Raw genomic sequence first — 20,513 nt, 5'->3', positions numbered from 1 at the left:
GCAGATGCCTTCGTGGCTGCTCCTACAGGTCTCGGTCAGTCTGCTGGCAGCAGTTGCAACCCGAGGTACAGGCTGAGCATCCCTTCCATGCGCAGGGGGTCGACCTCACCCAGTTCGGCAATTCGCTCCAGGCGGTAGCGCAGGCTGTTGCGGTGGATGCCCAGGGCATCGGCACAGGCCTGGCTCTGGCCGTCATGGGCACACCAGGCGCGCAGGGTGGTGAGCAACTGCCCACTGCTGTCCTTGTTGCGAATACGCTGCAACGGCTCCAGCAACTCATCCAGCGCATCATCGTTGCGATGGCGCCACAGCAATGCCGGCAACCGGTAGCGCTGCAGGCTGAGCAGGCGCTCGTCCGGCAGTACCTCGCGTCCATAAGCCAACAGGTCGCGCACCCGGCGATAACCCCGGCGCAGTTGCTCCAGGCTTTGCGCGGCACAGCCCAGGGCCAGCCGCTCCACTTCCCAGCCATGGCGCAGCAGACGCTCCAGCAGGCGAGGTTCGTCCAGCGCCACGCCTGACGGGCGACACCACAACAACGACTGGCGCGCCGGGCTGACGCACCAACTGTCCGGGTAGCGGCTCATCAACCATGCCGCCAGGGTTTCGGCGGCCGACCCCGAGGCCAGTTCGAACAGGCACGGTACTCGCGGCAACTGGGGCTTCAGGCCCAGCTGTCGGGCCTCGTCGAGCAATCGCGGAGAATCGCCGCTGCCGCCCAGCAGCAAGGCCAGCAGATCGTCACAGCGCTGCCGTCGCCATTGCTGATCGGCCTGCAGATGGCGCTGGGCCAGCAGCATTTCGGCGGTCATGCGCACCAGTTCGCCATAGGTACGCACTTGCTGCGGGTCACCGGTCAGGCCTAGTACGCCCATCAATCGGCCATCGAGCATCAGCGGCAGGTTCACCCCGGGCTGCACACCCTTCAGGCATTTGGCCGCGTCGCTATCCAGCTCGACGATGCGGCCGTTGGCAAGCACCAGTTGCGCGCCTTCGTGGCGGGTGTTGATACGCTCCGGTTCGCCACTGCCGAGGATCAACCCCTGGCTGTCCATGACATTGACGTTGCATGGCAGAATGGCCATCGCGCGGTCAACGATATCCTGTGCCAGGTCATGGTCGAGTTCGAACATTGAACGGTCCTTTGGGTGTCAGGGTTTTGGGCTCGGGCACAGCAGCCCGGTGCAAGTGCTGTGCAAAAGCACAAAGACAGGCACGCCGCAGTCCCCGAGACTCGTCAGGGCGAGCGCCGGAACAGGCGACGCGGCGACAACCATAACAACAGAGAACCCGATCATGGCATACAGCCCCGCCCCTGACCAAGGCACGGACACCAACCGCAACGCGCTGTACCGGCGCATCACCCTGCGGCTGATTCCGTTCATTTTCATCTGCTACCTGTTCAACTACCTGGACCGCGTCAATGTCGGCTTTGCCAAGCTGCAGATGCTCGACGCCCTCAAGTTCAGCGAAACGGTGTACGGCCTTGGCGCCGGCATCTTCTTCATCGGCTATGTGCTCTGCGGCCTACCAAGCAACCTGGCGCTCAACCGCTTCGGCCCGCGACGCTGGATCGCGCTGATGATGATCGCCTGGGGCAGCCTCTCCACCTGCCTGCTGTTCGTCACCACGCCCACCGAATTCTACGCCCTGCGCCTGCTGACCGGCGCCGCCGAAGCCGGCTTCTTCCCGGGTGTGGTGCTGTACCTTTCGCGCTGGTTCCCGGCGGCCCGTCGCGGTCGCATCATGGCCCTGTTCATGTCGGCGATCCCGGTATCGGGCCTGCTCGGCGGGCCGTTCTCCGGCTGGATCCTGCAACACTTCGCCGCTGGCCAGCACGGCCTGGCCGGCTGGCAATGGATGTTCCTGATCCAGGGCCTGCCGACCGTCGCCCTGGGTGTACTGGCGGTGTTCCTGCTCAGTGACGGCTACCAGAAAGCCGCCTGGCTGAGCCCGGCCGAACGCCAGCTGATCGCTGCCGACCTCGAAGCCGATGCCGCAGGCAAGCCGAGCACCACCGGCGACAGCGTGCTCGCCGTGCTGACCAACCCGCTGATCTGGACCTTCGGCTTCGTCTATTTCTGCATCCAGAGCGGTGTGTACGCGATCAACTTCTGGCTGCCGTCGATCATCAAGAACATGGGCTTCGACAACCCGCTGCTGATCGGCTGGCTCAGCGCCATCCCGTACCTGCTGGCCGGTGTGTTCATGATCCTCTGCGGGCGTTCGGCCGACCTGCGCAACGAGCGCCGCTGGCACCTTGTAGTACCGATGCTGATGGGCGCCATCGGGCTCTTGATCGCGGTGAACTTCGCCGGCAACCCGGCCATTGCCATCCTCGGCCTGTCGATCGCCACCATGGGCGCGCTCACCGGCCTGCCGATGTTCTGGCCGATGCCCACCGCACTGCTCAGCGCTGGCGCGGCTGTCGCGGGCCTTGCGATCATCAACTCGGTGGGCCAGATGGCTGGCTTCCTCAGCCCGTACCTGGTCGGCTTCATCAAGGATCAGACCGGCTCGACCGATGCCGCACTGTATTCGCTGGCGGCGTTGATCGTGCTGGGTAGCCTGGTGGCCTTGCGGGTTACCCGGGCTGGTGCGCTGAGTACTGCAAGGGCCAGTTGAGGCATTCGCGGGTGAACCCGCTCCCAAAGGATCACCACCAACTTGAAGATTGTGGGATCCATGTGGGAGCGGGTTCACCCGCGAAGAGGCCCGCCCAGACCACACACAATCCACACCCTCCACCGATCGTCAGCTCAACGCATCCCCTCCCCGACCCAGGCGTCAAATGGTTCCAAAGCCCCCTTTGGAGAGCCTTCATGACCCAGCACGCCGTGGCCCGCCTGGCCCAACTTGACGAGCACCGCCCCTTGCGCGTGCAGGCCGGCAGCGAAGAAATCATCCTCATCCGCCAGGGCGACCAGGTGCACGCCTACCAGGGCAACTGCCCCCACGAAGGCGCACCACTCAATGAAGGCATGGTGTGTGGCGGCCTGCTGGTGTGCCCCTGGCACAAGGCCGCGTTCGCCGTGGACGAGGGCGCGGTCTGCGAGCCGCCGGCCCTGGCCGACCTGCGTCGCTATCGAACCTGGGTCAAGGGTGACGAGGTCTGGGTCGACGACCAACCCCTGCCCAGAACCGAGCCGCCCCGCCACAGTGATGCCCGTTGCTTCGTGGTGGTCGGCGCCGGTGCCGCAGGCAGTGCCGCAGTCGCCACCCTGTTGGCCCATGGCTTTGCCGGCCGCCTGGTCTGGGTCGATCAGGAGCGCCAGCCAGCCTACGATCGTACTTCCCTCAGCAAGTTCGTGATCGCCGGGCAGATGCCGCCCGATGAAGTGCCGGGCCTGCTCGAAGCCGACGCGCTGCGCAAAGGCCAGCTGGAACGCAAGCATGGCAAGGTGCGTACCCTGAACACCCAGAAACGCCAGCTCACACTGGCCGACGGCCAGCAGATCGACTATGACGCCTGCCTGCTGGCCACCGGCGGCAAGGCGCTGCGGCCCGATATCCCGGGTGTGGGGCTGCCCGGTGTATTTACCCTGCGTTCACGGGAGGATGCCGCGCTCCTGCTGGACGCTGCCGAGCCCGGCCAGCCGGCAGTGATCGTCGGCGACGGCTTCATCGGCCTGGAAGCCGCCTCGGCCTTGCGCAAGTACGGCGTGCAGGTGCACCTGATCACCCGCCACGAGGTCCCCCTGGCCCGCCAGCTGGGCGAGCGCATCGGCCGTAGCATCCGCGAGTTGCACGAACGCAAGGGGGTCATCTTCCACGGCCCCACCGAGGTCGAACGGATCGAAGGCCAAGGCAAGGTCGAGGCGGTGCTGCTGGCCAACGGTGAGCGGTTACAGACGCCATTGGTGCTGCTGGGCACCGGGGTAAGACCGGCGACCGCTTTTATCCAAGGCGTGCTGCTGAGCGAAGACAAATCGGTGCGAGTCGACGCTGAAATGCGCGCTGCAGATGGCCTGTGGGCCGCGGGGGATATCGCCACCTTCCCGCTCAGCGGGCGCCCGGTGCGTATCGAACACTGGCGCCTGGCCCAGCAACATGGGGTGATCGCCGCCGCCAACATGCTCGGCGAGCAGCGCCGCTACGCCGATGTACCGTTCTTCTGGACCTACCAGCACGGCCGCACCTACGAAGTACTGGGCCATGCGCGGGACTGGAACCGTATCGAGTTCGTCGGCGAGCCGGAAAAAGGCGACTTCATCGCCTTGCAATGCGTAGATGAGCGGGTCGAGGCGGTCATTGCCAAAGGCTATTCCGATGCCATGGCGACGCTGTCGCAGCGCCTGAAGCGTCCGCTGACCTTGCAGGAGGCCTTGGCGCTGATCGGTTGAGGTTGCCTTTCATTGCGCCCCGGTTGTGTGTAAAACGGGTAGCTCAGCCGACCGCACAAGGACCCAAGCGCATGATCTACCGCCCCCTCGGCCACAGTGGCCTGCAGGTTTCCGCACTAACTCTGGGCAGCATGATGTTCGGCGAGCAGACCAGCACCGAGGATGCCCTGCGCATCATCGACAAGGCCTGGGACCAGGGTATCAACTTCATCGACACCGCAGACGTGTACAACTCCGGACGCGCGGAGGAAATCGTCGGCGAAGCGGTGGCCCGCCATCGCCAGGACTGGATCGTGGCCAGCAAGGTCGGCTTTGGCCCGGCCGATGGCCTGCCCAACCGCAGCGGGCTGTCGCGCAAGCACATCTTCAATGCCCTCGATGCCACGCTGACGCGCATGGACATGGACTACCTGGATGTCTACTACCTACACCGCGAAGACCACAAGGTGCCGCTGGAAGAAACCGTGCAGGCCATCGGCGACCTGCTGCGCCAGGGCAAGATCCGCTACTGGGGCGTGTCCAATTTCCGTGGCTGGCGCATCGCCGAAGCCTGCCACATTGCCGAGCGCCTGGGCGTGCCCAGGCCGGTGGTGAGCCAGCCGCTGTACAACATCGTCAACCGCCAGGCCGAGCCGGAGCAGCTCACCGCTGCGGCCGCCCATGGCCTGGGCGTGGTGCCGTTCAGCCCGCTCGCGCGGGGCGTGCTCAGCGGCAAGTATGCGCCAGGCGCAGTGCCGGATGCCGGTAGCCGTGCCGGGCGCCAGGACAAACGCATCATGGAGGTGGAATGGCGCCAGGAGTCGCTGGCCATTGCCCGGCAGATCCAGGCCTATGTAGAGGCCAAGGGCGTGGGTATCGTCGAGTTCGCGATTGCCTGGGTGCTGAACAACCGATCGGTCAGTTCGGCCATCGTCGGGCCGCGGACGGAAGAGCAGTGGGATACCTATGGCGGCGCGCTGGCGGTGAAGATTACCGCGGAGGACGAAGCGTTCATTGATTCACTTGTCACGCCGGGGCATGCGTCGACGCCGGGGTTCAATGATGTGGCGCATTATGTGAGTGGGCGGTTGGCCCGCAGCTGATCGTTCTCCTGTTCGGGCCTCTTCGCGGGCACGCCCGCTCCCACAGGATCACCTATGCCTTCAGGGCCTGTGCAACTCCTGTGGGAGCGGGTTTACCCGCGAAGAGGCCGGAACAGGCGACATCCAAGCTGCTAGAACAAACCATTGGGGAGCCCAATGCCAGGCTTCCGGTCCCCCCTTTCCCCAATCACCTCGGTATCGTGCGCACCATTGGTTTCCCACCTCTGGAGCAGCAATGAAACTCTTGCAACCCCTGAAAGTCGGCCCGCTCACCCTGCCCAACCGCGTGTTCATGGCCCCCCTGACCCGCCTGCGCAGCCTGGAGCCAGGTGACGTGCCTACCCCACTGATGGCCGAGTATTACCGCCAGCGCGCCAGCGCCGGGCTGATCATCACCGAAGCCACGCAGATTTCCTTCCAGGCCAAAGGCTATTCCGGCTCGCCGGGCATCCACAGCGCCGAGCAGATCGCCGCCTGGAAGCATGTCAACGAGGGCATCCACGCCGATGGCGGCCACAGCGCCGTGCAGGTGTGGCACACCGGGCGGGTATCGCATACTTCCCTGCAACCCGGCGGCGAAGCCCCGGTAGCACCTTCGGCGCTGCCGGCAGCTGCCCGCACTACCCTGCGTGACGAGCACGGCAACCTGATGCGTGTGGAAACCTCTGCGCCGCGAGCGCTGAGCGAGGCGGAAATCGCCGGTATCGTCGCCGACTTTGGCCAGGCGGCCGCCAATGCCCGTGAAGCCGGGTTCGACTTCATCGAGCTGCACGCCGCCCACGGCTACCTGCTGCACCAGTTCCTCACCCCCAGCGCCAACCAACGCGAAGACCGCTACGGCGGCAGCGTCGAGAACCGTGCGCGTATCGTGCTTGAGGCAGTGGATGCGGCGATTGCCAGCTGGAGCGCCGAGCGCGTGGGTATCCGAGTTTTCCCGCTGGGTGGTTTCAATGGCGTGGACAATGGCGAGGACCAGGAAGCCGCAGGCCTGTACCTGATCCGCGAACTGGCCAAGCGCAACCTCGCCTACCTGCACCTGTCCGAACCGGACTGGGCCGGCGGCAAGCCGCTGCGTGACGAATTCCGCCAGGCGATTCGTGCGGCCTACCCGGGGGTGATCATTGCTGCCGGTGCCTACACCGCCGAGAAAGGTGAAGACCTGATCGGGCGTGGCTTGATCGATGCCGTAGCGTTCGGGCGCAGCTTCATTGCCAACCCGGACCTGGTAGAGCGGTTGCGGGTGCGGGCGCCGTTGAATGCGCACCGAGCGCAGTTCGATTATGCCAATGGGGCTGAGGGGTATACGGATTATCCGTTCCTGAAGCAGGCTTGATGCTGAAAAAGGGAGCTCATGGGCTCCCTTTTTGTTGCCTGTGCCGGCCTCTTCGCGGGTGAACCCGCTCCCACAGGGGATCCCACAAAGTTCAAGCCTGTGATTATCCTGTGGGAGCGGGTTCACCCGCGAAGAGGCCGGTAGCTTTAAACCAACTGCGCCAGGGCCTGCGCGGCATAGGCATGCGAACGCTGCCGCGCCAGCGGGTCGTAGATGCGGCAGTCGATCATCAGTTCATCCGCGCCGGTCTGCTCGATCAGCGTGCGCAACCCTTCCCTTACCCGCTCCGGCCCGCCGGCCACGGTGCAGGCCATCACCTGCTCAAGTACGGCGCGCTCATGGTCCGGCAGGCTCTGGACATAACCCTCCTGCGGCTTGGGCAGCAGGCCGAAGCGCCCGACATGCAAGTCCAGCATCCACTTGCGATGGGAGCTGGCCAGGTAATCCGCCTCGGCATCGCTGTCGGCGGCAAACAGGTTCATGCCCACCATCACGTACGGTTTGGCCAGTTGGGCCGAAGGTTGGAAGTTGGCCCGGTAGTGGGCAATGGCCTGCAGCAGGTAGCGCGGGGCAAAGTGCGAGGCGAAGGCATAGGGCAGCCCCAGTTTCGCTGCCAGGTCGGCGCCGAAAAGGCTGGAGCCGAGGATCCACACCGGGACGTCGTGCGAGCCCGGCACGCCGCGCACCCGCCGTTTGCCATTGTCAGCCAGGTAGTCGCGCAGTTCGGCGATGTCCTGGCTGAAGTCGCGCTCTGGCGCAGCACCACGCAAGGCGCGCACGGTCGGGCCGGAACTGCCCGGTGCACGGCCCAGGCCCAGGTCGATGCGGCCCGGGTGCAGGGTGTCGAGCGTACCGAACTGCTCGGCCACCACCAACGGCGCATGGTTAGGCAGCATGATGCCGCCAGCGCCAACGCGGATTTGCCGGGTGGCGTTGGCGATTTCGTTGATGACCAGTGACGTGGCGGCCGAGCCGATGCCCGGCATGTCGTGGTGTTCGGCGATCCAGTAGCGGCTGTATTGCTGTTGCTCGACATGGCGCGCCAGTTGGCGGGACTCTTCGATCGCGTCGGCGAAGGTCTTGCCTTCACCGATCATGACCAGGTCCAGTACGGACAGTGCAGTCATGGGGTCTCCACAGGGATTATCAGTGACTGCCAGTTTCCCTGCTGCGCAGCCAGCGATAAACCCGGCTTCTGGCCCGGCACAGGGGCCTGTCAGTCCCCAATCAGTATTCCCAGGGCACACCCGGTTCCCAGCTGGCTACCAGCAGGTCGATGAAACCGCGTACCCGTGGCGACAGGTGGCGCTTGCTTGGGTACACGATGCGAATCGGGTCCGCCGGCGGCCGATAGGCTTGCAGCACCTCCACCAAGGTGCCGGTGCGCAGGTCGTCGCCAGTGATGTAGGTGGGCAGGTGAATCAGCCCGAAACCCGCCCGCGCGCCATCGAGCATCGCCTCGGAGCTGTCGATGTTCAGCCGCCCGGGGTCTTCGCACAGATGCAGCCCCGCTTCGGTATGGAAGCGCCACGGCATGGCCTTCTCGCCGGCCAGGAAGGCGATCTTGTCGTGGCCGTAGAGGTCGCCGGGCACCTGCGGTGCGCCGCGTGTGTCCAGGTACGCGGGCGAGGCGCAGGTGACGAACTGCTGCCAGGCCACCGTGCGGGTCAACAGTTGCGAGTCTTCCTTCGGTGCACCGATACGTACCGCAACGTCAATACCTTCCTCGACCAGGTCGACGAAACGGTCGGTGAAGCGGATATCCGCGCGCAGCTCGGGCCACTGCTTCAGGTACTGGTCGAGAATCGGCAGTACATGGCGCTGGCCGAACGACAGAGGTGCTGTCAGGCGCAGAGTGCCGGTGGGCTTGCCACGGCGCTGGGCCATGGTGCTTTCCACTTCGTCCAGGTCATCCAGAATCTGCCGCCAGCGCTCGTAGGCGACCAGGCCCTCGTCTGTCAGGCTCAGCTTGCGCGTGGTGCGGTTGAGCAGGCGCACGGCCATGCGCGACTCCAGACGAGCGATGCTCTTGCCCACCGCCGAGCGCGTCAGGCCCAAGGTGGCGGCGGCAGCGGTAAAACTACCGGCCTTTGCGGCACTGACGAAGGCGGCGATGTCGCCGAAGCGGTTGGGTTCCATGGGTGGTTCCTGAATCTGATGCGGCCGGCTTAGATGGGGTGTGAGTCTGTGAAATGCAAGCAGGACTGTCGAGGCTGCCAGAGCGATCAAGCGAAGACCTTGATCACCAATAAATGTACCGGATAGAACAGATAACCCCAACGTCCGACTGCTGGCACCCGCCAATCATCATGACGCAGCAACAGCAATCCGACCGGAATGGCCAAGGCTGCAGCAATAAGCGTCAGCACGGTAATTGGCGCCAGCAGATGCTCCTTCAACCAGCTGTTGGTCAGGTTCCCGCCCATGGCCAACAGGCAAGGCAACAACCAGGCCGCCCCTCCTGTTCGGCGGGCCATCAACCATGCGCCCGGCAGCATCACCCCCGGCAGTCCGTACATCAGCTGTTCACTTAGCAGCCACCCTGCAAGCAGACCGGCAACGCCAAGCACTCGCGCCGATCTCGACGGATGATGTATACCCCAGGCAACCAGCAAACCCAACACCAGGGTCGGCATCACGCTGAATGTTGGCGAACCACTGTCCAGCCAACGGTACGCAGGTTCCGACAGCACCGTGAACACCAGCATCAACCCCAGATAACGCAGGTTGCCGCGGGTATGGAGCGCTCCTCCTCTGGAGCGCCCCACATTCACCGCAATCGCCAGGCAAAACAGCGGAAACGCCAACCGGCCCAGTACGAACAGGCCATCGGCAGCAGGCCACAGGAAACGCAGGTGGTCGGCGACCATGGTCAGCATCGCCGTCCACTTGACCAGGTCCAGCCCGGCTGAACGCATGCCTCAGCGCCCGGGCTCGACTGTGGCGGGCCCCAGGTAACGATCGGTCCAGGCAGCCAGCGGCAAAGGTGGTTGCTGTTCGACGATCCGTCGCCAGATCAGCACCAGGTCGCCGCCATTGAACGCCGCCCCTGGCCCCGCGCCCTCCCACATGGACGGCACATCGGCAATCCAGTGCCCCTGGCTGTCAAGGTGGGCCATGTTGAAGCGGAACGTATAGTTCCCCGGGATGCCCATGCGCAGGTCGCTCACCACCAGCGCATCGCCGACCTGGTCGTAGCGCAGCCAGTCATCGGTGAACCAGCGCAAGCGCTGGTGCAATGGGTGCCCGGCCAGCGCTTGCGCCAGTTGCAGGTTACGCGGCAAACGCTGCATTTCGGGCGGTTGCTGGTCGAACCCGCTGCTGATGCCTTCGTAGTAATCGCCATCCGAGGTCTTGGCCAGCACCCGCCAGACCAGGCTGTTGAACGCTAACGGCACGGCACGTACCTCGCTGACGGCGATACCCTGGCGATCGAGTGCAGCCTGGAACCGCTGCTCGGCCGCCATGCGTCCGGCCAGACCGAAACCCAGGTAGGCTGCGCTGAATACCAAGGCCAGGGTCAGTAACCGCGTAGCCCTGCTCGTCAGCCCTCTGATGATTGCGTAAATCACCGTCGCCAGCAGCGGCATGGTGTAGACCGGGTCGATGATGAACACCGCCGCCCAGCTTTCCGGGGTGCCCTGCAAAGGCCAGAACAACTGCGTGCCGTAGACCGTGAAGGCGTCGAGCAACGGGTGGGTGACCAGCACCAGCCAGAACGCCAGGAACAGCCTGGGCAAGGTATAGCCTTTGCCTGGCCAGCACTTGTTGACCAGCCAGGCCAGCAGCAAGGCCAGCCCGGTGAGCACGAACAAGGAATGAGAGAAGCCGCGGTGGTAGGTCATCTGCGACACCGGGTCGGCGTAGCGGATGATCACGTCCAGGTCGGGCAGCGTGCCCAGCGCCGCGCCATACAGCAGCGAGCGGCGGCCCTGGATACGGCCGAGTACGGTACCTTGCAGGGCCGCGCCGAGTACAGCCTGGGTGATGGAGTCCAAGGGTGGCATTCCTGAAAAGGTGGTTTCCAGAAGCTACCTTCATCCAGCCCTGATGCGCAATTCCCTTGGTTATGGCCGCTCCCAAAGAGGTCCCGCAGGCATCCTGTGGATGCGTCAGAACAACTGCCAGGTATACACCAGCGTCAGACGGTTCTCGTCGATGTCGCTGCGGTAGTTGGACCGGGCCATGGCATTGCGCATCCGTATCCCCAACCCCTTCAGCATCCCGCCCTGCACCGCATAACCGATGTCCAGGTCGCGCTCGCGGTCGCGCCCTTCATAACCCAGCCCAGTGTCGACATTGTTACCGGTGATGTAGCGCACGGTCGCCGTCAGCCCCGGCACGCCCATGGCCGCGAAGTTGTAGTCGTAGCGCACCTGGTACGAGCGTTCGTCGGTATAGGCGAACTCATAGGTCGGCACTTCGTTACCCAGCGGCGAGATGTTGGCGAATACCCGTGGGAACGGGCTGTCGCCATAGATGCCCTGGTAGCCAGCATGGAAGCTGTGCCCGCCATGCCGGGCAGTGAACATAGAGAAGAACGCCTGGTTGTCGATGTTGCCGAGCAACGCATCGCCATCCTCCCGTGCGGTGAAATACCCCAGGTTGGCGCTGAGCACCCAGGTGCCTACAGGCTTGCTGTGCTTGAGGCCGACAAAGCCCTGTTCGTAGATGTCCTCCAGCTGCCCGTACCACAGGCTGACGCTGCTCTGGTTGGCATTGAACGCATAGTCCCCGCCCAGGTAGTTGAAGGCATCGCTTTCTGCCTGGCGCATCGGCACATGGCCGAGCATGGCGTTCATCTTGCCGTCTCCGCCTTCGTTGCGCAGGTGGGTGCTCTTCAAGTGCCCAGCCTGCACGGTCAGGCCGTCGATTTCTGCCGAGCTCAGGCTTGCACCCTGGTAGGTCGGTGGCAACAGGCGGATGTCGCTGAAGGTCAGCACCGGCAGGTTGGGTTGCAGTTCGCCGACGCGCAATTCGGTTTTGGACAGCCGGGCCTTGAAAGTGGGCGCCAGGCGGCTGTATTCATCGGCGGCCCGGCCATCACTGTGCACCGGCAGCAACCCGGTATTGGTGCGGTCGGGGCTGCTGTCGAGCTTGATGCCCAGCAGGCCCAGGGCGTCAACGCCAAAGCCGACCGTGCCTGGGGTGTAGCCCGACTTGAAGTCGAGGATGAAGCCCTGGGCCCACTCCTCGGCCTTGGATTGCCGGTTGGCCCCGACGATGTCAGAGAAGTCGCGGCTGAAGTAGTAGTTACGGGCACTCAGTGTGGCCTTCGAATCTTCGAAGAAGCCACCTTCGGCGGCCTGCAACGGTTGGCTGAGCAAAGTCAGGCCCAGGGCGACGCAAGGGGTGTGGTTCATTCCGAAGCTCTCTTGATTTTGTTTTTATGGTTAAAGCGCTGGAAACACGGCGGTTCATGGGGTACGGCTCAGCACCTCCCCGGCACGTGGCTGGCGCAGCCTGAGCAACGCATGGGCCAGCAGGCCGAACAGCAAGCCCCAGAACGCTGCCGAAAGACCCAGGAAGGCCACCCCCGAAGCGGTGACCAGGAAGGTGAACAATCCGGCATCGCGTTCGGCCGGTTCTGCCAGGCTGCGGGCCAAGGCCTCGCTGATTGCGCCGTACAGCGCCAGCCCGGCCAGGGCGGCAATCAGGGCGGCGGGGAATGCTGCGAACAGCGACATCAACGTGGCCCCGGCGATCCCCAACAGCAGGTACAGCGCACTGCCAGCCACCGCCGCGACATAGCGCCGCCGTGGGTCTTCATGGGCCTCATGACCGGTGCACAGGCTGGCGGTGACCGCCGCCAGGTTCAGCCCGTGGCAACCGAACGGTGCCAGCGCGGCGCCGGCCAGGGCGCTGGCACTGATGATCGGGCTGGCCGGCGTGGGGTAGCCGGCGTTGCGCAGCACCGCCATGCCCGGCATGAACTGCCCAGTCAGGGCTACCAGCACCAGGGGCAGTGCCAGGCTGAATACCGCTGCCATGCTGAACTGCGGGGTGACCCACTGCGGCGACGCCAGCTCCAGCACCAACGCCTCGCTGCGAAACGCCCCGCTGGCCATGGTCACTACCGTGCCCACGCACAGCACCGCCGCCACGGCGTAGCGCGGCTGCACCCGGCGCATCACCACGTAGGTGACGAACATTGCCAGTACCAGCAGCGGTTGCACCGGCAAGGCGCGGAACACCTCGATGCCGAAGCTGAACAGGATGCCAGCCTGCATGCCGGCGGCGATGGAACCTGGCAGGCGCGTGATGATGCGGTCGAAGGCCCCGCTGATGCCGATCAACAGCAAAACCAGGTTGGCCACCAGGTAGGCGCCTACGGCCTGTTCCAGGCCCAGTTGCGGCAAGGCGGTGACCAGCAACGCCGAACCGGGGATCGACCACGCGATCACCACCGGCACCCGGTAGCGCAGGCTGAGCAGCGCGCCGAGCACGGCACTGCCCATGGACACTGCCCAGACCCAGGAGGACAGTTGCCGATGGGACAGGCCGGCGGCTTCTGCGGCGTGGAAGATGATCACCAAAGGGCCTGCGTAGGAGATCATCGTGGCAATGCAGCCGGCGACCAGGGCCGACAGGGAGCAGTCCTTGATCAGGGTTTTCATGAATATCTCGCAAGGCGGCGGCCGGCCTTTGTGGCTGGCTCTTGTTTTGTGCTGGCTTCTTCGCGGGTGAACCCACTCCCACAGGGGCTGCACAGGTTTCAGCATTTTCGCCGTACCTGTGGGAGCGGGTTTACCCGCGAAGCGGCAAACCCGCTGGATCAGGCCTCTTGCAAAGCCCGCGGCCGCCCACTGCGCTGCTCATCCGCACCGCCCTGGGCCCGCTGCAACTGGAAGTCGAACTTCAGCTCGGCATACCGCCCCGCCTCGCCCTCGACAAACACCACCTCGCCCACCAGCCCATCGCGCGTGGCATAGGCAAAGTCATCCCACAGGTACTTGTCCCCGGCCAGGTTGATCTGGGTGGTCAGGTGTCGGTGCCCCGGCGCCGAGATGAAGAAGTGCACATGCGCCGGGCGCTGGCCATGGCGCCCCAGCAGGTCCAGGCACTCCTGGGTCGGCCCCTGCGGATCGCAGCCATAGCCTGACGGCACGATGGAGCGCGCGCGGTAGCGCCCCTGGGCGTCGGTAACGATGCGCCGACGCAGGTTGTACTCGGACTGGCTCTGGTCGAAGAACGAGTAAGTGCCCCGGGTATTGGCATGCCACAGGTCAACCGTGGCTCCCGGCAACGGCCGGCCCTGCGGGTCGAGCACCTGGCCCTCCAGGTACATCAGCGTGGCCAGGCCCTCCTCGCTGCCGTCGTCCATGCGTACTTCACCTACGGCGATGGGCGCACCGGCCACGTACAGCGGGCCTTCGATGGTGCGTGGGGTGCCGCCGACCAGGCCTGCCTGCTGGTCCTTGGCATCCTGCAGCAGGTCGAGGAAGTGTTCGATGCCCAGCCCCGCCACCAGCAGCCCGGCCTCGCCATGACCGCCCAGGCGGTTGAGATAGTCGACGGCATGCCAGAACTCGTCCTCGCTGATTTCCAGGTCTTCGATCAGCCGCGCGGTGTCTTGCAGCAGGCGCTGCACAATGCGTTTCAGGCGCGGGCTGCCGGCGTCGTTACCAAAGCCTGCGGCCTCTTCGAAGAACTGCTGCACCTCGGCAGTGTGGGAAATTTTCACGGTCATGGTGGATTACCTCATGTTGTTTTCTGGAGTTACGCTTGCGCCGCAATGGCCTGGGCATGCTGGCGGCCGCTGGCCAGGTGCACGGCCATGGCCAGCGCGGCAATTGCGCCGGGCATGGCGAAGGCGATGAAATTGAGTTGCAGGGGCAGGTTGATGCCCATCAGCGCACCACCCAGCAGCGGGCCGACAATGGCGCCGTTACGGCCGATGCCCGAGGCCCAGCCCAGCCCGGTGGAGCGCACCGATAGCCCGTACAACTGGGCGGCGCCGGCATACAGCAGGATCTGCGTGCCGATGGTGGTAGCGCCGGCAATGAAGATCAGCAGGTACAACACCGGCATCGGGCTGTTGACGCCCAGCAGGCTGATCGACAGCGCGGCGGCAATGAAGAACGCCACCTTGACCTTGACCAGGTTGTAGCGGTCGCCGAGCCAGCCGCCGAGGATCGCCCCGGCCATGCCGCCGAAGTTCAGCGCCAGCAGGAACGACAGGCTCGAGCCCAGGCTGTAGCCGGCGTTGGCCATCAGCTTCGGCAGCCAGGAGCTGAGCGCGTAGACCATCAGCAGGCAGCAGAAGAACGCCAGCCACAGCGCCAGGGTGCGAATGGCCAGGCCGTTGCGGAACAGTTCGACTACACCGGTGAACTTGCCGGCCCTTTCGCGGGACAAGCCCGCTCCCACGGGGGCGACCAGTACATCGTCAGGTTGCACGTCGCAGTCCGGGTCCAGTTGCTTGAGCAGCTTGCGGGCCTCGTCGGTACGGCCCTGGCGCACCAGGAAACCGATCGACTCCGGAAGGTGGTAGAGAATCACCGGCAACAGCAGCAGTGGCACCGCTGCGGCGAAGAACATCGATTCCCAGCCGAAACGCGGCAGCATGAAGATGCCGACACCCGCCGAGAGCATGCCGCCGAGCGAGTAGCCACTGAACATGATCGCTACCAGCGTGCTGCGCAGCCGCTTGGGCGCGTACTCGTTCATCAATGCCACGGCGTTGGGCATGAGGCCGCCACAGCCCAGGCCGGCAATGAAACGGTAGATGCCGAACTCGCTCGGGCTGCTGGCAAACCCGTTGAGGATGGTCGCCCCGGAGAACAAGGCGAAACAGATGGCGATGCCCTTCTTGCGCCCGATACGATCAGCCAGGCTGCCGAACGCCAGGGCGCCGAACATCATGCCGAACAGCGCATAGCTGCCCAGCGCACCGGCCTGCAACGGGGTCAGGCCCCATTCTTTCATGATGACCGGCAGTACCACGCCGTAGATGAACAGGTCATAGCCGTCGAAGATCAGCAGCAGGCCGCACCAGGCCATGACCATCCAGTGGAACGGGGTAAAGCGCGCATTATCGATGATCGGGTGTACGTCAAGGGTTCGCATGGCATCTGTCGCTCTTGTTTTTGTTGTGAAAGAAAGCTCTTTGCCTTGAGGGTCGCTCAGCCGAGGTCGCCGCCCCCTACCGGCAAGGTCACGCCGGTGATGTACGAAGCTTCGTCGGAAGCGAGGAACAGGATCGCGCCCACCTGCTCGTCGATGCTGCCGTAGCGGTGCATCAGGCTGCTGTCGAGGGTCTGGTCGACGATCTGCTGGTACCAGTGCTTTTCCTGTTCGGTCTGCTCGGCACTGTTGCGCGGCACGCGCCGGGGTGGCGCTTCGGTGCCGCCAGGCGCGGTGGCGTTGACACGAATGCCCCGGCCGGCGGTTTCGAAGGCCAGGCACGCGGTCAGCGCGTTGACGCCGCCCTTGGCCGCGCCGTAGGGCACGCGGTTGACGCCACGGGTGGCGATGGACGAGACGTTGACGATGGCGCCGCTGCCGCGTTCGAGCATGTACGGCAGTGCGGCATGGCAGCACCACAGGGTGGGGAACAACGAACGGCGTACTTCGGCTTCGATCTGCTCCACTTCGTAGTGTTCGAAGGGCTTGGCCCAGATAGTGCCACCGACGTTGTTGACCAGGATGTCGAGGCGGCCGAACGCTTCAACGGCGCTGGCCATGACTCGGGCGCAGTCGCCATGTTGTTCCAGGTCGGCAGTGAGGGTGAGCATGCCCTCGCCGGCCAGTTCGTGAACCAGTTCGGAACGGTCTACCGCGACCACTTGCGCGCCTTCGGCCTTGAGCCGCCAGCACACGCCACGGCCGATGCCCTGGGCGGCACCGGTGACCAGGGCGACCTTGCCTTGGAATCGGTTGTTCATATGCAAATTTCCGCCTTCTCGCTGCCCCTGTGGGAGCGGGTTTACCCGCGAATACGTCCGACAAGACAAAGCCGCTGTATCTGCTGGCCTCTTCGCGGGTGAACCCGCTCCCACAGGGGGCGGTGTAATGTTCGAGATAAAAGGAATCAGGCCGCCGCCGCGAACTTCTCGTAGTAGAAGTTCGCCGGGGTGATGCCCTGTTCGCGCACGTACTGGCTGACCGCCTCGACCATCGGTGGCGGGCCGCACAGGTACACATCCACATCGCCGTCGTTGAGGTGGCGCGGCTCGATGTGCTGGGTCACGTAGCCCTTTTGCGGGTACTGGCTGTCCGGGTTGGCCACGCAGGCGCTGAAGGTGAAGTTGGGAATGCGCGCCGCCAGCGCCTGCAGGCGGTCGAGTTCGACCAGGTCGAAGTCGTTGGTCACGCCGTAGATCAGGTGCAGCGGGTGCTCGCTGCCCTGCTCGGCGATCTTCTCCAGCATCGCCGTGAACGGCGCCAGGCCGGTGCCACCGGCCAGCAGCAACAGCGGGCGCTGGATCGGCCGCAGGTAAAAGCTGCCCAGCGGCCCGGCCAGGGTCATGCTGTCGCCGGCCTTGGCCAGGTTGGTCAGGAAGCTGCTCATCAGCCCACCCGGCACGTTGCGGATCAGGAAGCTGACCTCGCCGTTCTTCTGCAGCGAGCTGAACGAATAGGCGCGGCTCTGCTCGCTGCCCGGCACCTTGAGGTTGACATACTGCCCCGGCAGGAACGCCAGGCGGCCAAGGGCTTCACCCTTGATCGACAGGGCAATGGTGCTGGCCGACAGCTGGCGGACATCGCTGATGGCAGCCTCGAAACTGGCCTGTTCGGTCTTGCACAACTGCGACGAGGCCGGAATGCGGATGACGCAGTCGCTTTCGGCGCGCATCTGGCAGGTCAGTACGTAGCCTTCGGCGACTTCATCTTCGCTCAGGGCGTCTTCGATGAAGTTGTCGCCCAGGTCGTAGCGCCCGGACTCGGCCTTGCACTTGCAGGTACCGCAGGCGCCGTCGCGGCAGTCCAGCGGGATGTTGATGCCCTGGCGGTAGGCGGCGTCGGCCACGGTTTCATGGCCGCTGGCCTCGATGAAACGGGTGACCCCGTCTTCGAAATTGAGTGCGATCTGGTAGCTCATGTTGCACCTCGCGGGCGAGCCTGGCCACGGCACGTCGCGGGACGCACCGGGCAGCGCTCGCAAAACCCTGGATCAGATGTGGTAGATGTCGATGACCTGGCGCACGTAGTCGTTCTTCAGCACCACCTTCTTGGCCTTGATCAGCGGCTGTTCGCCGCGCAGGTCGAGGGTGTAGAAGCTGGTGCCGAAGTAACTGTCGGTGGTCTTGTAGCGGAAGCTCAGGGTGTGCCAGTTGAAGCGCACCTGGCAGCTGCCCTCGCCCTGCTCGACGATCTCGATGTTGCTGATGTTGTGCGAGGTGCGGGTGTCGGGCACGGTCGCACTGGAGCGCTCGGTCTTGATGCGAAACACGCGGTCTTCCAGGCCGCCACGGTTGCCGTACCAGATCAGCGAGATTTCGCTTTGTGGGTCTTCGGTAAGGGTGTCGTCATCGTCCCAGCTCGGCATCCAGAAGCTGGCATCGCTGGCGTACAGTTCCAGCCACTGGTCCCACTGGGCATCGTCCAGGTAGCGCGCTTCGCGGTAGAGGAAGTCGCGCACGGTTTCATACAGGCTCATTGCACGGCCTCCACGGGGATCAGTTGCTGTTCGTCCTTCAGGGCCTGGATCATGGTTTCCTGCCAATACTTGTGCTGCAGTACGAACAGGCCTTCGTCCTCGGTGCGTACGCCGGACAGCAGCGGTTTCAACTCGATTTCCTTGGCCGCCTCGTCGGCGCCTTCCACCCAGTGCGCAGCGCCGCGGGACATGTCGTTCCAGCCGGTGCCGCCGCCGTAGCCGGTCTGGCACGAGCGGAACTCTTCCAGGTCATCCGGGGTGGCCATGCCGCTGACATTGAAGAAGTCTTCGTACTGGCGAATGCGCTTGGCGCGGGCATCGGCGCTCTCGCCTTTCGGCGCGATGCAGTAGATGGTGATTTCGGTCTTGTTGACCGAAATCGGCCGGGCGATGCGGATCTGCGAACTGAACTGGTCCATCAGGTACACGTTCGGGTACAGGCACAGGTTGCGCGAGTTCTCGATCATCCAGTCGGCACGAGCCTGGCCGAAGTCGGCGGCCAGCTGGTCGCGGCGCTCGTAGGCCGGGCGGTCCTCGGGGTTGGCCCAGCGGGTCCACAGCAGCAAGTGACCGTGGTCGAAGGAGTAGAAGCCACCGCCCTGCTTGGCCCAGGCGCCGGCACTCATGGTCTTGATCTCTTCACCCGCCTCGCGCTGCTTGCGCTGGTTCTGGGTGGCGGCGTAGTTCCAGTGCACGGAACTGACGTGGTAGCCGTCGGCACCGTTCTCGGCGGTAAGCTTCCAGTTGCCTTCGTAGATGTACGAGCTGGCGCCGCGCAGCACTTCCAGGCCTTCCGGCGACTGGTCGACGATCATGTCGATGATCTTGGCCGACTCGCCCAGATGCTCGACCAGCGGCTTGACATCGGCATTCAGGCTGCCGAACAGGAAGCCCCGGTACGACTCGAAGCGCGCCACCTTGGTCAGGTCGTGGGAGCCGTCGCAGTTGAAGCTGTCGGGGTAGCCGGCGTTGCTCGGGTCTTTGACCTTGAGCAGCTTGCCGCTGTTGTTGAAGGTCCAGCCGTGGAACGGGCAGGTGTAGCTGGAACGGTTGCCGCGCTTGTGTCGGCACAGCATGGCGCCGCGGTGGCTGCAGGCGTTGAGGAAGGCATTGAGCTCACCGTCCTTGTTGCGCGCGATGAAGATCGGCTGGCGCCCCATGGTCAGGGTGAGGAAGTCGTTTTTCTCGGGGATCTGGCTTTCATGGGCCAGGTAGATCCAGTTGCCCTCGAAGATGTGTTTCATCTCCAGGTCGAACAGGCGTGGGTCGGTGAACATCTCGCGCTTGCAGCGGTAGATGCCCTTTTCACGGTCGTCCTCGAGCAAGGCATTGAGGTAGTCGAATCCCAGGGACATGGCCAGGGTCTCCCTTGTTATTGTTTAGACCTGGTCAGGTTAGGGAGACGGGTGGTGGGAGACTATCCGGATTGTGCAGAGTGCTATCCAGCTTTGCCGGGATCTCGCACGTTCGGAATTTGCCGTTTGGGGTCATGTAGCCAGCTGATTGCACTAGGAGTATTTTTGGCGAGCTTCATCTTTTCGTAGAGCGGAACGAGCACGCCGATCGCCTCGCTTAGTCGACTCTGCGAACTGATAGGTGCTGCAGCTTGGCTGACTGCCCAACCCGCTTCCCGTTTCAAGTTTTCTCCATAATTGCTGATCAGTTTCAGCGTGGTGCCTTCCACCAGTAGAATTTGAGGATCAGACCATTCCGCCGATGTCATTATGTGGCTCAACTGATTCCCATAACCACGGCCCAGCTCATTGACCGTTCCCACGATACGTTCGCTTACTACCGGAGAAGTCGTTGTTTTCCCTTTGAATTCTGTATTTCGCATGTGAAACCCTGCCTTAGGGCGAACGCTCGGCAACCGCACTCGGGGAAGCTTGAAGTGACCGCTCGGGTCAGTATTATTAACGGGATCCCCAGCACAGTAGACGTAACAATTCAACCCTCCAGCGCCCATCGGGCTCCAGCTGTCAGGGCTGAGGAACCTCATCAAAACCGGATTGAACGCACGGTATCCATTCCCCAGCAAATAATGCCCTGCAACCGGCGCTTTTCTCTGCCCGCTGAAGCGCAGCACTGGTGCGTATTGACTGCATCCATCATGCCCATAAACGGTGTACTGCAATGAAGTCGACATGATTGCT

The 20,513-nt window shown here is 64.1% G+C and carries 17 protein-coding genes and 1 pseudogene; 4 read left to right on the top strand and 14 right to left on the bottom strand.

The genetic code is table 11. The features are described 5' to 3' along the window. Positions 1-35 precede the first annotated feature (35 nt). Positions 36-1,133: a sugar diacid recognition domain-containing protein gene (locus RIN61_RS25110; RefSeq protein ID WP_207878986.1), complete on the bottom strand. Its 1,098-nt coding sequence runs from the start codon at positions 1,131-1,133 to the stop codon at positions 36-38. 163 nt (positions 1,134-1,296) lie between these two features. Here RIN61_RS25110 and RIN61_RS25105 point away from each other — a divergent pair, with 163 nt between their 5' ends. The 4 genes from RIN61_RS25105 (at position 1,297) to nemA (ending at position 6,758) form a co-directional block, all read left to right on the top strand. Further along, the gene (locus tag RIN61_RS25105; protein WP_112254000.1) at positions 1,297-2,625 is read left to right on the top strand and encodes an MFS transporter; all 1,329 of its coding nucleotides are present in this window, start codon (positions 1,297-1,299) and stop codon (positions 2,623-2,625) included. 197 nt (positions 2,626-2,822) lie between these two features. Continuing rightward, positions 2,823-4,343, top strand: a complete 1,521-nt coding sequence (locus RIN61_RS25100; protein WP_207878984.1) for an FAD-dependent oxidoreductase — start codon at positions 2,823-2,825, stop codon at positions 4,341-4,343. A gap of 71 nt (positions 4,344-4,414) precedes the next feature. Beyond that, complete coding sequence (locus tag RIN61_RS25095; protein WP_313854818.1) at positions 4,415-5,425, top strand: aldo/keto reductase; 1,011 nt, start codon at positions 4,415-4,417, stop codon at positions 5,423-5,425. Between the two features lie 235 nt (positions 5,426-5,660). Continuing rightward, positions 5,661-6,758, top strand: a complete 1,098-nt coding sequence (nemA, locus tag RIN61_RS25090) for an alkene reductase (RefSeq protein ID WP_112253997.1) — start codon at positions 5,661-5,663, stop codon at positions 6,756-6,758. A gap of 146 nt (positions 6,759-6,904) precedes the next feature. On the opposite strand, the gene RIN61_RS25085 is transcribed toward nemA, so the two are convergent. The 13 genes and pseudogenes from RIN61_RS25085 to RIN61_RS25025 form a co-directional block, all read right to left on the bottom strand. Then, entirely contained in the window at positions 6,905-7,885 is a 981-nt protein-coding gene (locus RIN61_RS25085; RefSeq protein ID WP_112253996.1) for an LLM class flavin-dependent oxidoreductase, read from the bottom strand. Between the two features lie 100 nt (positions 7,886-7,985). Further along, positions 7,986-8,897, bottom strand: coding sequence for a LysR family transcriptional regulator (locus RIN61_RS25080; protein WP_207878980.1), 912 nt, complete (start codon positions 8,895-8,897; stop codon positions 7,986-7,988). An 86-nt stretch (positions 8,898-8,983) separates the two neighbouring features. Further along, positions 8,984-9,676, bottom strand: coding sequence for a TraX family protein (locus RIN61_RS25075; RefSeq protein WP_112253994.1), 693 nt, complete (start codon positions 9,674-9,676; stop codon positions 8,984-8,986). A 3-nt stretch (positions 9,677-9,679) separates the two neighbouring features. Next, the gene (locus tag RIN61_RS25070; protein WP_112253993.1) at positions 9,680-10,756 is read right to left on the bottom strand and encodes a metal-dependent hydrolase; all 1,077 of its coding nucleotides are present in this window, start codon (positions 10,754-10,756) and stop codon (positions 9,680-9,682) included. Positions 10,757-10,870: 114 nt separating this feature from the next. After that, positions 10,871-12,121 (bottom strand): OprD family porin, encoded by a 1,251-nt coding sequence (locus RIN61_RS25065; RefSeq protein ID WP_313854812.1) that lies wholly within the window; start codon positions 12,119-12,121, stop codon positions 10,871-10,873. A gap of 54 nt (positions 12,122-12,175) precedes the next feature. Next, complete coding sequence (locus RIN61_RS25060; RefSeq protein WP_207878978.1) at positions 12,176-13,375, bottom strand: benzoate/H(+) symporter BenE family transporter; 1,200 nt, start codon at positions 13,373-13,375, stop codon at positions 12,176-12,178. A 158-nt stretch (positions 13,376-13,533) separates the two neighbouring features. Continuing rightward, entirely contained in the window at positions 13,534-14,448 is a 915-nt protein-coding gene (gene catA / locus RIN61_RS25055) for a catechol 1,2-dioxygenase (RefSeq protein WP_207878976.1), read from the bottom strand. 29 nt (positions 14,449-14,477) lie between these two features. Next, positions 14,478-15,827, bottom strand: a complete 1,350-nt coding sequence (locus RIN61_RS25050) for an MFS transporter (protein ID WP_313854809.1) — start codon at positions 15,825-15,827, stop codon at positions 14,478-14,480. Between the two features lie 56 nt (positions 15,828-15,883). Further along, a complete protein-coding gene (locus RIN61_RS25045; protein ID WP_112253988.1) occupies positions 15,884-16,645 on the bottom strand; it encodes a 1,6-dihydroxycyclohexa-2,4-diene-1-carboxylate dehydrogenase in 762 nt (253 codons plus the stop codon). A 146-nt stretch (positions 16,646-16,791) separates the two neighbouring features. Next, entirely contained in the window at positions 16,792-17,802 is a 1,011-nt protein-coding gene (gene benC, locus RIN61_RS25040; protein WP_112253987.1) for a benzoate 1,2-dioxygenase electron transfer component BenC, read from the bottom strand. 72 nt (positions 17,803-17,874) lie between these two features. Beyond that, positions 17,875-18,360, bottom strand: a complete 486-nt coding sequence (benB, locus tag RIN61_RS25035) for a benzoate 1,2-dioxygenase small subunit (RefSeq protein ID WP_004374327.1) — start codon at positions 18,358-18,360, stop codon at positions 17,875-17,877. Further along, the gene (gene benA / locus RIN61_RS25030) at positions 18,357-19,715 is read right to left on the bottom strand and encodes a benzoate 1,2-dioxygenase large subunit (RefSeq protein ID WP_112253986.1); all 1,359 of its coding nucleotides are present in this window, start codon (positions 19,713-19,715) and stop codon (positions 18,357-18,359) included. Before benA ends, benB begins: the two co-directional genes overlap by 4 nt. 536 nt (positions 19,716-20,251) lie before the next feature. After that, positions 20,252-20,497: pseudogene (locus RIN61_RS25025) on the bottom strand (RHS repeat-associated core domain-containing protein); the annotation flags it as partial. Positions 20,498-20,513: the final 16 nt, after the last annotated feature.

The organism is Pseudomonas inefficax (assembly GCF_032164165.1).
Classification (GTDB): domain Bacteria; phylum Pseudomonadota; class Gammaproteobacteria; order Pseudomonadales; family Pseudomonadaceae; genus Aquipseudomonas; species Aquipseudomonas inefficax.
This window is presented reverse-complemented; position numbering and strand designations above follow the sequence as displayed.

Excerpts from the sequence above, each read along its gene's own strand:
- RIN61_RS25110 (WP_207878986.1), bottom strand. The coding sequence starts at position 1,133 with ATGTTCGAACTCGACCATGACCTGGCACAGGATATCGTTGACCGCGCG.
- RIN61_RS25105 (WP_112254000.1), top strand. The coding sequence starts at position 1,297 with ATGGCATACAGCCCCGCCCCTGACCAAGGCACGGACACCAACCGCAAC.
- RIN61_RS25100 (WP_207878984.1), top strand. The coding sequence starts at position 2,823 with ATGACCCAGCACGCCGTGGCCCGCCTGGCCCAACTTGACGAGCACCGC.
- RIN61_RS25095 (WP_313854818.1), top strand. The coding sequence starts at position 4,415 with ATGATCTACCGCCCCCTCGGCCACAGTGGCCTGCAGGTTTCCGCACTA.
- nemA (WP_112253997.1), top strand. The coding sequence starts at position 5,661 with ATGAAACTCTTGCAACCCCTGAAAGTCGGCCCGCTCACCCTGCCCAAC.
- RIN61_RS25085 (WP_112253996.1), bottom strand. The coding sequence starts at position 7,885 with ATGACTGCACTGTCCGTACTGGACCTGGTCATGATCGGTGAAGGCAAG.
- RIN61_RS25080 (WP_207878980.1), bottom strand. The coding sequence starts at position 8,897 with ATGGAACCCAACCGCTTCGGCGACATCGCCGCCTTCGTCAGTGCCGCA.
- RIN61_RS25075 (WP_112253994.1), bottom strand. The coding sequence starts at position 9,676 with ATGCGTTCAGCCGGGCTGGACCTGGTCAAGTGGACGGCGATGCTGACC.
- RIN61_RS25065 (WP_313854812.1), bottom strand. The coding sequence starts at position 12,121 with ATGAACCACACCCCTTGCGTCGCCCTGGGCCTGACTTTGCTCAGCCAA.
- RIN61_RS25060 (WP_207878978.1), bottom strand. The coding sequence starts at position 13,375 with ATGAAAACCCTGATCAAGGACTGCTCCCTGTCGGCCCTGGTCGCCGGC.
- catA (WP_207878976.1), bottom strand. The coding sequence starts at position 14,448 with ATGACCGTGAAAATTTCCCACACTGCCGAGGTGCAGCAGTTCTTCGAA.
- RIN61_RS25050 (WP_313854809.1), bottom strand. The coding sequence starts at position 15,827 with ATGCGAACCCTTGACGTACACCCGATCATCGATAATGCGCGCTTTACC.
- RIN61_RS25045 (WP_112253988.1), bottom strand. The coding sequence starts at position 16,645 with ATGAACAACCGATTCCAAGGCAAGGTCGCCCTGGTCACCGGTGCCGCC.
- benC (WP_112253987.1), bottom strand. The coding sequence starts at position 17,802 with ATGAGCTACCAGATCGCACTCAATTTCGAAGACGGGGTCACCCGTTTC.
- benB (WP_004374327.1), bottom strand. The coding sequence starts at position 18,360 with ATGAGCCTGTATGAAACCGTGCGCGACTTCCTCTACCGCGAAGCGCGC.
- benA (WP_112253986.1), bottom strand. The coding sequence starts at position 19,715 with ATGTCCCTGGGATTCGACTACCTCAATGCCTTGCTCGAGGACGACCGT.